Source organism: Rothia sp. HMSC078H08 (assembly GCF_001808955.1).
In the GTDB taxonomy this organism is placed as follows: Bacteria; Actinomycetota; Actinomycetes; order Actinomycetales; family Micrococcaceae; genus Rothia.
Genome location: NZ_KV795253.1, coordinates 130,338 through 142,418 on the forward strand (window position 1 = coordinate 130,338; position 12,081 = coordinate 142,418).

Genomic DNA, 12,081 nt, shown 5'->3' on the forward strand with positions numbered 1-12,081 from the left:
GGGCGAAAGCTGCGAGTAAAACCGCGAGGCTGTAAACGCGGCGGCGGGAGTATGGTTGCGGCTGTGAAAGCGGCGGCTCAGTGGTCGCCGGGCAGCCCATCCGGCCTGCTCGTATGCGGGCGAATACCGGTCACCTTCGCGCCACGATCAGACACACCGTAGGCACGCTTCACGGCAGCCCGCGGGAACGGCGAAGCGTTCGCCTTCTCACGCGCCTTCACGCCCTGCTCGTGCTCGGCGGAACGCTTATTCGCGCTCGTGCCGCTACGTCGCGCGGCGCCGGGCGCATCCTCACGCGCCGTATATTCGGGGCTCTGCTTCACCCACGAATCGACCAGTGCTGCATCCAGATTCATCTGCCTGGCCACGCGGGTGATCGCGTCGCGCAGGTGCATGTTTTCGGTGCCGACAAGGGTGCGGACCGCGCCAACAACCATCGCAATGTACTGCGGAGGGTAAGCCATGATGACTCCTAATCGAGCCGGCTGCCGTGCTAGACGGCGGGGGTGAAGCCAGCCTCTACGATAGCGTCTGCGACAGCCTGGGTGTTGAGGGTGCCCTCGTGCTCGATGGTCACGGTGGAGACGCCGTCCTTGACGACGTCCACGTTCACGCCGGTCACGCCGGGAACTTCGCTGACCTCTTCGCTGACGCTCATAGCGCAGTGGTTGCAGGTCAGGCCGGTTGCCTTAACGGTGGTGGTGCTCATGATGATTTCCTTTCGGTAATGGGTTGAAAACTTGGGTCCGCCCGGTGTTTAGATGCAGCGCGTTTAGCTACGCATGAGGCGGGAGATCGCGGCGGTTGCCTCTTTAACCTTGGCCTCTGCGATGGTCGGGTCGCCGGTGCGTTCGGATTCGACGGCAGCGCCGGTCACGCAGTGGCCGATGTGCTCTTCGAGCAGGTTCAGGGAGACGGCGTGGAGCGCCTTGGAGACCGCAGCAACCTGGGTGAGGATGTCGATGCAGTATTTATCTTCGTCGACCATGCGGGCGATGCCGCGGACCTGCCCTTCGATGCGGCGCAGGCGCTTGAGGTGCGCCTCTTTGTTGGAGGTGTAGCCGTGCTGGGTTTCGGGTGCCTCGCCGCTGCAGCATGCGCCGGTGTGCGCCTCGGTGGGTGTGCCGGAGGCGGTGCTGACCTGGTTGGATGTGCTGTGGCAGCACTGGTTGCTAGTGGTTTCCATGACTCCAGTATATACCCTAGGGGGGTATCACGCAAGGGGGTGTTACGGGTTGTGACGCGGTATGGGTTTTCATGCCGAGACTTTTTACGCCGAGAATTTTCGCTATGGGGCTGTAACCCGTACAGAATTTGTGCCATGGTTTAGTATCTTCTGCCATGGCTTTTAGCTACGACCAAAGACGCTAACCTATGGCACAAATCCGTAAACCCATGACCGGATCTCCGGCTGCGCCAGGTAGGTGAGAGCCGGTTATTGGTTATGACTTAGCCTTTTCGTCGATAGGTTAGTGTCTTCACTGCGGGTTAAAGACCCACGGCGAAGGCACTAACCTATCGAAAACCTCTGTCTAAAAAGCAAGCGGCCCCGAACACTTGCGCATCCGGGGCCGCCTGCTGCGGTTATTTATATGTTGGGTTAGAAGTGGTTTACATGTCGGGCCAGTCACGGTGCAGTGAATACTCCGTGTCCCCGTCACCGTTATCGTTCAGGTGCCAACGCTGACCGGTGCGAATATCGGCCTTGCGCAGGCGCGGGTTCGGGTTATCTTTTTTACCCATGGTGGGGTCGTTCTTGCAGCCCCAACGGGTGTCGTCTTCATCGCAGGTGCCGCCGACGCGTCCCACATCAACCCACCACACACGCACCAGCAACGGATCACTGGTCGCCTGCGGAGTCACCTCCATCATTTGCCAGGGGCCGCCGTCCACACGGAAACGAGCCGTGTAATGCACGGTCGCATACGCATGGAAATTACCGGAACGCTGGTAAGCGTAGCTGGTATCCGTCTGCCGCGGACGCTCACGAGGGTAGGTGGTGACCGGTTTGCCCGCAGTGTAGTTGGTATCTGTATCGCCGTTGCCGTACTCGATGACATAGGAGGAGGGCATGAGCTCAATTTCGACGTGTCCGGCGAGCATGTCTGCTTCGAGGCGGTAGGGGCCTCCGTCGTCGACGTAGAAGTTGATCTGGTCGCCCTTGTAGACGTTGGGGTCGCCTTCTGCTCGGCCGGTTCCTGCGGGGTTGTTGTAGGACTGGTGCAGGGTCGGCTTGCCCGGCTCTAGGGACTCTGCAGCATGGCGGATTTCCTCCATGACTTCTTCGTAGGTCGGACCGGTGGGACCCGGACTGTCGGCACTGGTGAAGGTGCGGGTATCCTCGGGAACACAGGTTTCTGAGGTGCGGCTATACTTGCCAAAGCCACCATCAATGTAGGTCCCATCGTCACGAACAATAAGATTGTTGAGTTTTACGTTTCCAATCTTTCCGCCCTTACCTACGCAGCCAAGGATACGAGAGTCACTCTTGGAGCGAATTACGGTCATGCCGTTAGCGCCTTTGGAGGCGTAGGTGTTAGGTTCTGAATTTGATGACTGAGATGGGTAATTTCCGTCATTTATATTTTCTGAGGTATGACCTGTGTTTCTATTGCCTCCGCTTTTGTCTTTATATTTTGTATTCTTAGTGGTTTGACATACTTTGGCGCTATTTTCAGATGAACATTCTTTTGTCGAGTCGCTACCTAATGCCGGAGCGATTGATGAGCATACAATATTTATTCCAATAATTATCAATGAAATATTTTTAATATTCTGTCTCATGTTTAGTCCTCAACACTTACATAATCAATGATTTCCCATTTTTGACCGTTGTGCTTCAGTTCAAATTTGAAGGTATCATCAGTTTTGTCATCATTGGTCCAGCTAACCCAGCTCCCATCAGACTCAACAAAGATCTCACGATCCCATTCGCGATAGGCTTTCCAGAAGTAGGTTTCACCGTCTTCGGACCAAGGGTTTCCATCGGCTAGAAAATGGTCGATTCCACCAATAATCCATCCACCGCTTTGATAAAGCTCTTCTGCATTTTTATACTCTTCCAATTCACGTTTGAAATTTGGCGAGATGAACTTGCGAGCCATCGAGTAATCGCCAGTTTGAGTGCCGTAATTTGCCCACAAAATCCAGGCATCCATTGTCTTGCGCATGCCCTCCAAAGACTTTTCGTTGTAGCCGTCCTCCGGAACGTTAGGCTTCGGTACATTCTGTGCCGGACCGTACTTATCAGCAGGGCGGTATTCCCCATCCGGCGCCTTGGAACCGCCAGAGTAGCCTCGGACAGTAGAGGGGGTTGCTGAAGCTGATGCAGATTCAGATGCCGCAGCAGAAGTAGATGCCGATTCGCTTGGTGCGGCAGTTGCGGTGGCTGCCGCCTCGTTATTTGCCTGCTGGCCGCATGCCGCAAGCAGGGCCCCCAGGCCCGCAAGTGCGCCGCCGCCCAGCAAGGTACGGCGGTTGAAAATGGTCGAATCCATAGAAGATACGCTCCTATCGTCGGTGATGGTGTGTTGTTTAGTTACTAGTCGGACCGTTTTTCGCAGGTCAAACTGACCACCGGAAGGAAAACAGCCCCGTAGCTCGCCCAACAATCGCATCAATGCGCTATTGAGTACTACAGTTACCACCCTACCGCATGTTTGCCGTCGTTTGCATTCTTTTGAGGATGATGACGGTGGTTGGTCATTATTCGAGCTTCTCAATGCTTTATGCATCAAATATCTCTGCACCCGCGGTGGCGCCGTCTCTGCAGAATTTGTGCCATGGTTTAGTGTCTTCTGCCATGGTTTTTAACTACGACCAAAGACACTAACCTATGGCACAATTTTTCGGCACGGCACGGTAAAACAAAAACGGCCCCGGACACACGCATCTGGGGCCGCCTGCTGCGGTTATTCACTCCCTACGAAGCAATCTTCGCGATCTGGAATATGGACGCCGGCATCGGCCGGTCCAACGACCAGCGAATATGCATCGGCTTAGAGCCCTCGTGAGAAATGTATTTCACGGTGCCCAGGCACATGTATGGACTGGTGCCTAGATCGTCTGTCTTGACGTGGCGAACAAAAAGAACGATGCGGCGCCCCAACTCTTCATGATGTTGGAGGACCTGCCCTATCTCAGTATTAGCAGAGGTCTTGTTATCCGAGTCCCATGCGAATTCAGACCTGCTGATGGCATAGTCCTTGTACATGGTGGCCGGTGAAAAGTGCTTCTCGGATTTCTCCAACGTCACCAGTAGTGCTGTAGTGCTTGACGAGCTGAAGGTCCTGACACCCTGCTGGAAACCGGCTGGTACACCAAAACTTCCCTCTTGACCACCCAGACCAGCAAATAGTTCCTCACGGGAGTAGTAGGCGTGAGTGCGCAGAGGAACGCCTTCGCCCTCAAAAAGCGGCAGGGTGGAGACGGTATCCGTAGCGGCATTGAAGTTCCAGACGCTCTCCAACTCCTGCAGCATACCGCGGTTCTTGCGCAGGGTTGCCAGGCCCTCGTCGAGGGTGAACTTCTTGGTGGAGCCGTCCCACTTGGCCTTCGGCCAGATGGAGAACAGTAGCATCCATGCATGGCGGCGTTGTTCATCGGTCATGTCCTGCTCCAGGATATCCGTGTTCAGCAGCTCCAGGTAGGCGTTAATGCGGAACGTGTCGTGCACGTGCGTGAGTGCCTTGACACGCTTATTCGTCTCGACGGCCACGTTGTCATGGAAGGGAACCACCAGGTCGGGGTACAGCCCAGTTGCAGCCTGGAGGCTGGTCCAGGTCGTTGCGACGGGCTTAGTGACACCGGGCAGGGGCACCTTGCTGCTACGGCCGTAAATCTGCGGCAGTCCCAATCCGTAGTGGTTGATGAAGTCAATGACGGTGGGACGAATATCGAGGTCCGTGGAGTTTCGGCGCATATCTTCCAGGTAGCTCTTTGCGGTGTCGATGAGGGCGCTCTGATTCATGCGCAGGGACTCGCGAATCTTCTGGATGACCTGCTTCTGAGTCAGCTCGTCCAGGTGGAAGTGACAGCCAGCCGGTAGTTCAGGGCTCTTAATATCATCCACAGTCAGGGCACCTTGTCGTGCAAAAGCGCGGTACTTGCTGTGAATCATGAAGTTCTTGTTCTGATGTCCCACAAAGTCGAGGACCGTCAGAACAGACTTCAACGGCGCACGGCGCAGGCCGCGGCCCAGCTGTTGCAGGAAGAGGGTGAGCGACTGGGTGGGGCGCAACATCAGGAGCGTGTCGATGTTCGGAATATCGACGCCCTCGTTGAACAGGTCCACGGTGAAGATGGTCGTCAGCTCGTGGTTGTCATCCGCAAGATTCCCCATAACCTCGGCACGACGCTCGGCGGAATCCGTACCCACCAAGCAGTCTGCCGGGAGTCCTATTTCGTTGAATTTCTGGGCCATGTATTTGGCGTGCTTGACGCTCACGCAGAAGCCGAGCGCCTTCATGCGCAGGGGGTTGTCGACCTTCTTGCGTAGCTCCTCCACAATGATGCGCAGGCGGCGTTCAGCATCCTTGTGGTCGGTGTACCGCTTTTCCAGGTCGGTTTCGTCGTACCGGCCACCCCGAACGTTGACGCGGCGCAGGTCGGTGCCGTCGGCAATACCGAAGTACTGGAAGGGCACGAGGAGGTGGTCTTCGAGTGCGTCCCACAGGCGGATGGAGGTTGCCACGTAGCCGCCAAAGTACTTGTCGGCGATGTTCACTCCGTCTTCTCGCTCCGGGGTCGCGGTCAGGCCAATGAATTCGCGGGGTTCAAAATAGTTAAAAACTTTATCCCAGCTGGCGGCCTCAATGTGGTGACATTCATCCATGATGATGACGTCGAAATAGTCCGGCGCGTAACTTTCGAGGGCGGCACCTGACAACGTTTGAACGGTCGCAAAAACAGCCTCATTATATTCAGGCTTTTTGCCGCCGGTCAGGAGCTCACCGAAATTACCTTTAAGCATGACGTCGCCGAAAGTGCGGCGCGCCTGGTCTAGGATTTCTTTTCGGTGTGCAATGAAAAGCAACTTTAGCTTTTTGCCGTACTGCTCGCAGAGGCGCTTGTAATCGAGAGCCGAGAACACGGTTTTGCCGGTGCCGGTTGCGGCCACGGCGAGGTTACGGTGGCGGCCCTTAGAACGAGCGTTCTGCATCTCTTCGAGCATGCGCACCTGATGCGGGAACGGGTGCACATCCAGCAGGGACGAGTCGATATCGTACTCCAGGCCCTTGCTTTTACGGCCGGTAATATCCGCCTTGGCCAGGGCAGTATCCAACTCCTGTTTCTCCTGGTCAGAGGCGGTGTAAAGGGTAAAATCGCCGCTCTTCCAGTAGCTTTCAAACAGGCCTTCAAACTGGCGGATCAGGCCGGGTGTAATCGGGTTAGAGATGCGAACATTCCACTCCAGGCCGTCAGTGAGTGCGGCACTGGACAGGTTCGAGCTGCCCACATAGCCGGTGGACATGCCGGTATTGCGGTGGAACAGCCAGGCCTTCGCGTGCAGTCGGGTGCTGTCGCCCTGGTAACTGATTTTTACCTCGGCACCGTACTCTTCAACGAGGCGGTCGATAGCCTTGCGGTCGGTTGCGCCCATGTAGGTGGTGGTAATAATGCGGAAAGGGATACCGCGATTTTTAATAGCTTTAAGCTGCTCACTCAAACTATTAACGCCGGACATTTTAAGAAATGAGCAGAGCAAATCTACGCGGTCTGCACTTTCTAATTCTTTCTGAATTTCAGTATTGAGATTCAGGTCTTTAGAAGTATTCGTCATCAGAGCAACGTCACTCAGAGGAATATCGGGGCGCGTAGTTTTTGCGTCAGTGAGGGCGAGCTCGCGCATCTGAATTACGTTGCTGTCGTCATCGGTCAGCAACGAATCGTTCTGCTCTTCGGCATCCTGCGGCAGGAGCTCCATCATGCGGTTGATGAGTTCCACCTGGTCTGCGGGGGTCTTGAGGCTTTCGAGGGCGGGGGTCAGCTGGGTGGCGAAGAACTGGGTGAGCAGTTCGGGGATGTTGTAGTCGTCCTTTTCGAGGATTTCTTCCTGCCATTGCGCGCCTTCAGGGATGGTGCGGCTCATGAGCGATGCGCTCTTGAGGTGTTCGTAGAGCCCCAGGGGGAGAGTTTCGTCAGTTGTGGTCATAGCAGCAGCCTAGCAGCCCGGGCGGTTTGCCGCTGCTTGGGTGGTCACCGGCTCACGGGGTAGGGGTGGCGGAATCCTGTAATTACAAAAATTCTGCCCCGCATCCTCCTCGAAAAGCCACATGTGTTTCGAGAAGCCACATAATATGTTGCTTTTCGAAACACATGTGGCTTCTCGGTGCAATAAAAACAGCGCCCCGCACGCAGAACACACCAGCCCAAACGCTATTGATTCGCATCACACTCCGGCATTCTTGGGTATCCTTGGGGTAACACTCAGACAGAAGCCTGCCCTCCACCTCGAAAGGGGCCGCATGAAAACCTTCTGGACCAACCTACCCCTCACCATCCGCGCCGCAGCTATCTTCTGCTACGCCTACACCGGGGTGCGCATCCTCAACCTCTTCTCGGAGGTAGGCACCGCACCGCTGACCCCGCGCACGCTCCTTGACGGTGCCCTCACCGCGGCTGTCGTCGTCGGTGCCCTCGCCCTGTACCTGGGTAACGCCCTGGGTGCCGCTCTGCGCGCCCGACGAGAAGGCTACGAGCCCCGCCCGGTCGGCATCATCGTCGCCTACGCGCTTTTCGTGGCGGTGTGCACCTACCTTGCCTACCGCCTCATCGCTTACACCGTGGAGGCGGGGCTCACCTGGCTCTTCCCACCCGCCCTCGGCCCGGTTCTGACCGCCGTGGGCATGGCTGGTCTTGGCGTGATTAACTATGTGCGCCTCCGCCGCACCCGCAAGGACTAACCGGGGAATGGCACTACAAGAAACCCTGTAATTACAAAAAATCTCCCGCACCGGGTGGAGCACACCTCTAAGGCATGCCCCGCCCAGTGCGGGAGATTTCTATATCAACGGAACACTGCAGCCTTCACGCTACAGCGCCGCGTGCACCTTACAGGCTCTGTGCCTGAATTGCGGTAATCGCAACGGTGTTGATGATGTCCTCAACGGTGGTACCGCGCGACAGGTCGTTCACGGGCTTACGCAGACCCTGCAGAACCGGGCCCACAGCGGCAGCACCCGAAGACTGCTGAACAGCCTTGTAGGTGTTGTTACCGGTGTTCAGGTCGGGGAAGATGAACACGGTAGCCTGACCAGCGACCTCGCTACCGGGCAGCTTGGTCGACGCAATGGACATGTTCGAAGCAGCGTCGTACTGGATCGGGCCCTCGACCGCGAAGTCGGGGTTCGAAGCGCGCACGAGCTCGGTTGCCTCGCGCACAACGTCCACGTCTGCGCCAGCGCCGGAGGTGCCGGTCGAGTAGGACAGCATAGCAACCTTGGGGGTGACGCCGAACTGGCGTGCAGTCTCTGCGGATGCCTTCGCGATGTCGGCGAGCTGCTCTGCGTTGGGGTTCGGGTTCACTGCGCAGTCGCCGTAGACCAGAACGCGGTCTTCCATCAGCATCAGGAAGACGGAGGAGACGATCTTGGTGCCGGGGCGGGTCTTGATGAACTCGAGCGAGGGGCGGATGGTGTTCGCGGTGGTGTTCACTGCACCGGAAACCATGCCGTCGGCGATGCCCTTGTAAACGAGCATGGTGCCGAAGTACGAGGGGTCGGTCATGCGCTCGCGAGCAGCCTCAATGGTGACGCCCTTGTGTGCACGCAGCTCAGCGTAGGTTGCTGCGAAGTCCTCGGTGTACTCGTTGTTTTCGATGTCGATGATACGAACGGTGCTGGGCAGTTCGATACCTTCGGCCTGGCAGATCTCTGCAATCTTGGTGGGGTTGCCGAGCAGGATCAGGTCGCAGAAGTCGCGGCGTGCAATGATTTCGGATGCACGCAGGATTCGCACGTCGTAACCCTCGGGCAGGACCACGGAGCGGCGGTTTGCGCGTGCGGTCTCGATGAGGTTGTGCAGGAAGCGCAGCGGGGTCATGGATGCGGGGCGCTCAATTTCGAGGCGTGCCAGCAGTTCGTCCTTGTTGACGTGCTCGTCCCAACCGCCCATTGCCGCTGCGAGCTTGCGCTGGTGGCCGCTTTCGAGGGTGCCGCGGACGCGGGAGACTGCGCGTGCAGACTTGAAGGTGTCCTTGGTGGTGGACAGCACGGGGAACGGCGCGTTGTCGATGAGGGAGCCGACTGCGGTGTTCTTGCCGGGCAGCGCGTCCAGGCCGCCGGTGAGCAGCACGCCGGAGGGTGCGGGGAAGGTCGGTGCCAGTGCGGATGCGAGGGTTGCTGCGACGATGTCTGCACGGTCGCCGGGGACGATGACGAAGTCGCCGTCGACGAACTGGTTGAGGAAGTTGGAGACGTTCATTGCTGCGACCTTGATGCCGTGGATGTCGCGGCTGAGGTCTTCTGCCTTGATGCCTTCGGTGTCGAGCTTGAGGGCTTCGGCAACTTCACCGACGGTGGGTGCGTTCAGTTCGGGGATTTCGGGCAGTACGTAGACGGGCAGGTTTGCGTCGCCGCGCTTGACGGACTTTTCGATTTCGTCGCGCAGTTCGGGTTCTGCCCGGCTGACGATGATTGCGAGCAGGTCTACCTTGGAGGCGAGCAGTTCGGTGCGTGCCACGTCGACTGCGGTGACTGCTTCTTCGACGGTTTCTTCCTGTGCGCCGACGATTGCGACGACGGGCAGGCCAAGGTCACGTGCAATCTGGACGTTCAGGTCGAATTCGACTGAGAGCGCGTTGGCGGGCAGGTAGACGCCGTCGACGATTACGACGTCGCTGTGTGCTGCGACCTTCTCGTATGCGGAGACTGCGCGTGCGGAGATCTCTTCGGTGTCGCCTTCTGCGATGAGTGCGAGTGCGTCGGTCATGGAGACTGCGCCGCCTACCTGCTCTTCGGTCAGGCCGAAGTGTTCACGGATGAGGCGTGCCATGGGGTCGTCGGCGATGGTTGCGCCGTCGAATACGGGGCGGAAGAAGCCGACGCGGTCTGCGCGCTTGATGAGGGAGTCTGCTAGACCCAGGGCTACGAGGGACTTGCCCGAGTTCTGGGACATAGCGGAGAGGTAAAGACCGGTGGTCATTGTTTTACTGTCCTTCTATGCGATGTTCGGCGCTGGGTCCCGCGGTTGTGCAGGGGTGTATGTGCTCCTGTGCGCGGGTGCGTCGAGCTTATAGGTCATCTTCTATCTTAAGGCGTTGTGGGGGTGGCGCCTAACAGGGAGTGCGGTGCGCTGCGTCATGTGTTGCGTCATGTGGGGCGGATGCGCAGCTTGTTAGGGCTGGGGTGTTTTGCGTGCCGCCTCCTGGTGTGGTGTGCCGTTTAGGGGTTGAGGATGCGGGTGTATCGTACGCTGCATCCGGGGGCCCAGGAGCCGCGCGCTTGGAAGTACACGCCTTCGTTACGGTAGCCGAGGCGCTCGTAGAAGGAGAGCGCTCGTTCGTTTTCTGCCATGACCCACAGGTAGGAGTTTTCGTCCGGGTAGATGACGGATTCGTAGAGTGCCTGTCCGAGCCCGGTTCCGTGCGTGTGGTTGAGGGTGTACAGGTGCGTGAGTTTGCGGGTGCCTGTGGGCAGTTCGGGGAGGGACTCGGCACGTTCGAGTTCCCAGGAGGAGGGCTCACACAGGGAGAGCGCCAGGCCGACCGGCTTATCCCAGTCGATCTGCGCGCCGATGGAGCAGGAGAGCCCGCCGTCGGGGGTCCAGCCGGGCACCTCATAGGCGAAGAAGCCGCGCACGGTGGAGGAGGAGAGGTGGCGGTGGAAGTCTTCGAGGTATTCGTTGCGTTCGGCGCGGTGGCGGGCGGTGAAGCTTTCCCCGAGCGCGTCGAAGTAGATCGGGTCGTAGGTTTGCTCCATGCAGTCCAGCTGCAGGTTGACGTATTTTTCGGCGTCGGTCGGTTCAATCGGTGCGAGCGCGTAGCGGCCCTGACATACAAATCCCATGGGTTCTAGTCTACTCAGCCGGCCCCCGTGGAGGCGGTTCCTTGCGGGTGCGTACGCTAGGGGCGTGCGGGCTGTCGGCTAGTCTAGTGGGTATGGCGAAAAAGAGCAGGGCACCCAAGAAGTCCCAAAAGGCGCAGAAAACCCAGAAGCAGCAGAAGAACCGCATCGACGATACCGAGAACACCCCCGTGCAAGGTGCCGCCGCTGGCGTGTACCCCATCTCTACGGGTGAGGCGGAGCTGGTCCCCGACGGCTACCACGCCGACGGCTGGCTGCTACTCATTAATGGTGTGCAGTCTTCCCACGTGATTGTGGGTGAGCCCCGCCAGCTGGATTTTGAGTACATGCGCTGGATTGCGGCGGTCGTCTCCTCGCACGTGGAGGAGCACCTGGACGCTGCGAAGCTGCGCATCACCCACCTGGGCGGTGGCGCGTGCTCGATGGCGCGCTATTTCGCTGACCTGTACCCGACGAGCCGCAACACGGTTGTTGAGCTGGATGCCAAGCTCGCCGAGTACGTGCGCGCCTGGTTCGACATCCCCAAGGCGCCGCGCGTGAAGATTCGTGTGGGTGAGGCGGGTGCCGTCACCGCGACCTTCGCGCCCGCATCCCGTGACGTGCTGATCCGTGACGTATTCGCCGGGGACACCACCCCCGAGGCGCTCACCACCGTCGAGTTCACCCGCACCGTCGCCGAGTCCCTGGCACCCGGCGGCCTGTACATCCTGAACTGTGGTGACGGGCCGGCGCTGACCGGTGCCCGCGCGGAGGCGTCCGCACTGCTCGAAGTGTTCGAGTACGTGTGCATTGTGGCGGATTCGGCAATGTTGAAGGGCCGCCGCCGCGGCAACGTCATTATTGCCGGTTCGCACGCGCCCCTGCCGGAGGCCGGCTCCGTGCAGGCGGCCGCTATTTCCCGCGAGCTCATGGGTGGAGGCGTACCCGCCCAGTACTGGGACACCGCGCGGGTGCGCCAGTTCGTGCGGTAGCGGTTTTCAGTAATGACTTAAGTTTTTCGGTGATAGGTTAGTGACTTTGGTAGGGGCTTTTAACTACCGCCAAAGTCACTAACCTA

The 12,081-nt window shown here is 58.5% G+C and carries 10 protein-coding genes; 2 read left to right on the forward strand and 8 right to left on the reverse strand.

What is annotated here, in order from left to right; all coding sequences use genetic code 11:
• Positions 1-77 precede the first annotated feature (77 nt).
• The 6 genes from HMPREF2528_RS03420 to HMPREF2528_RS03445 all read right to left on the reverse strand — a co-directional run bounded on the left by HMPREF2528_RS03420 (position 78) and on the right by HMPREF2528_RS03445 (position 7,153).
• Positions 78-464, reverse strand: a complete 387-nt coding sequence (locus HMPREF2528_RS03420) for a hypothetical protein (protein ID WP_005504270.1) — start codon at positions 462-464, stop codon at positions 78-80.
• Positions 465-493: 29 nt separating this feature from the next.
• The gene (locus HMPREF2528_RS03425; protein ID WP_049360056.1) at positions 494-709 is read right to left on the reverse strand and encodes a heavy-metal-associated domain-containing protein; all 216 of its coding nucleotides are present in this window, start codon (positions 707-709) and stop codon (positions 494-496) included.
• 63 nt (positions 710-772) lie between these two features.
• The gene (locus HMPREF2528_RS03430; RefSeq protein WP_049354074.1) at positions 773-1,186 is read right to left on the reverse strand and encodes a metal-sensitive transcriptional regulator; all 414 of its coding nucleotides are present in this window, start codon (positions 1,184-1,186) and stop codon (positions 773-775) included.
• 425 nt (positions 1,187-1,611) lie between these two features.
• On the reverse strand, positions 1,612-2,508 hold the full coding sequence (locus HMPREF2528_RS03435) for a peptide ABC transporter ATPase (RefSeq protein WP_246823868.1): 897 nt from the start codon (positions 2,506-2,508) through the stop codon (positions 1,612-1,614).
• 278 nt (positions 2,509-2,786) lie between these two features.
• Entirely contained in the window at positions 2,787-3,497 is a 711-nt protein-coding gene (locus tag HMPREF2528_RS03440; RefSeq protein WP_070507381.1) for a DUF6318 family protein, read from the reverse strand.
• A gap of 425 nt (positions 3,498-3,922) precedes the next feature.
• Entirely contained in the window at positions 3,923-7,153 is a 3,231-nt protein-coding gene (locus HMPREF2528_RS03445; RefSeq protein ID WP_070542422.1) for a DEAD/DEAH box helicase, read from the reverse strand.
• 313 nt (positions 7,154-7,466) lie between these two features.
• On the opposite strand from HMPREF2528_RS03445, the gene HMPREF2528_RS03450 reads away from it, so the two are divergent.
• Entirely contained in the window at positions 7,467-7,904 is a 438-nt protein-coding gene (locus HMPREF2528_RS03450) for a hypothetical protein (protein ID WP_049363696.1), read from the forward strand.
• A gap of 148 nt (positions 7,905-8,052) precedes the next feature.
• On the opposite strand, the gene pta is transcribed toward HMPREF2528_RS03450, so the two are convergent.
• On the reverse strand, positions 8,053-10,143 hold the full coding sequence (pta, locus tag HMPREF2528_RS03455; RefSeq protein ID WP_070507379.1) for a phosphate acetyltransferase: 2,091 nt from the start codon (positions 10,141-10,143) through the stop codon (positions 8,053-8,055).
• A gap of 239 nt (positions 10,144-10,382) precedes the next feature.
• The gene (locus HMPREF2528_RS03460; protein ID WP_070542427.1) at positions 10,383-11,006 is read right to left on the reverse strand and encodes a GNAT family N-acetyltransferase; all 624 of its coding nucleotides are present in this window, start codon (positions 11,004-11,006) and stop codon (positions 10,383-10,385) included.
• Between the two features lie 92 nt (positions 11,007-11,098).
• Here HMPREF2528_RS03460 and HMPREF2528_RS03465 point away from each other — a divergent pair, with 92 nt between their 5' ends.
• A complete protein-coding gene (locus HMPREF2528_RS03465) occupies positions 11,099-11,995 on the forward strand; it encodes a spermidine synthase (RefSeq protein ID WP_070542431.1) in 897 nt (298 codons plus the stop codon).
• Positions 11,996-12,081: the final 86 nt, after the last annotated feature.

Coding starts and splice junctions, on each gene's coding strand:
- HMPREF2528_RS03420 (WP_005504270.1), bottom strand. CDS start 464: ATGGCTTACCCTCCGCAGTACATTGCGATGGTTGTTGGCGCGGTCCGC.
- HMPREF2528_RS03425 (WP_049360056.1), bottom strand. CDS start 709: ATGAGCACCACCACCGTTAAGGCAACCGGCCTGACCTGCAACCACTGC.
- HMPREF2528_RS03430 (WP_049354074.1), bottom strand. CDS start 1,186: ATGGAAACCACTAGCAACCAGTGCTGCCACAGCACATCCAACCAGGTC.
- HMPREF2528_RS03435 (WP_246823868.1), bottom strand. CDS start 2,508: ATGACCGTAATTCGCTCCAAGAGTGACTCTCGTATCCTTGGCTGCGTA.
- HMPREF2528_RS03440 (WP_070507381.1), bottom strand. CDS start 3,497: ATGGATTCGACCATTTTCAACCGCCGTACCTTGCTGGGCGGCGGCGCA.
- HMPREF2528_RS03445 (WP_070542422.1), bottom strand. CDS start 7,153: ATGACCACAACTGACGAAACTCTCCCCCTGGGGCTCTACGAACACCTC.
- HMPREF2528_RS03450 (WP_049363696.1), top strand. CDS start 7,467: ATGAAAACCTTCTGGACCAACCTACCCCTCACCATCCGCGCCGCAGCT.
- pta (WP_070507379.1), bottom strand. CDS start 10,143: ATGACCACCGGTCTTTACCTCTCCGCTATGTCCCAGAACTCGGGCAAG.
- HMPREF2528_RS03460 (WP_070542427.1), bottom strand. CDS start 11,006: ATGGGATTTGTATGTCAGGGCCGCTACGCGCTCGCACCGATTGAACCG.
- HMPREF2528_RS03465 (WP_070542431.1), top strand. CDS start 11,099: ATGGCGAAAAAGAGCAGGGCACCCAAGAAGTCCCAAAAGGCGCAGAAA.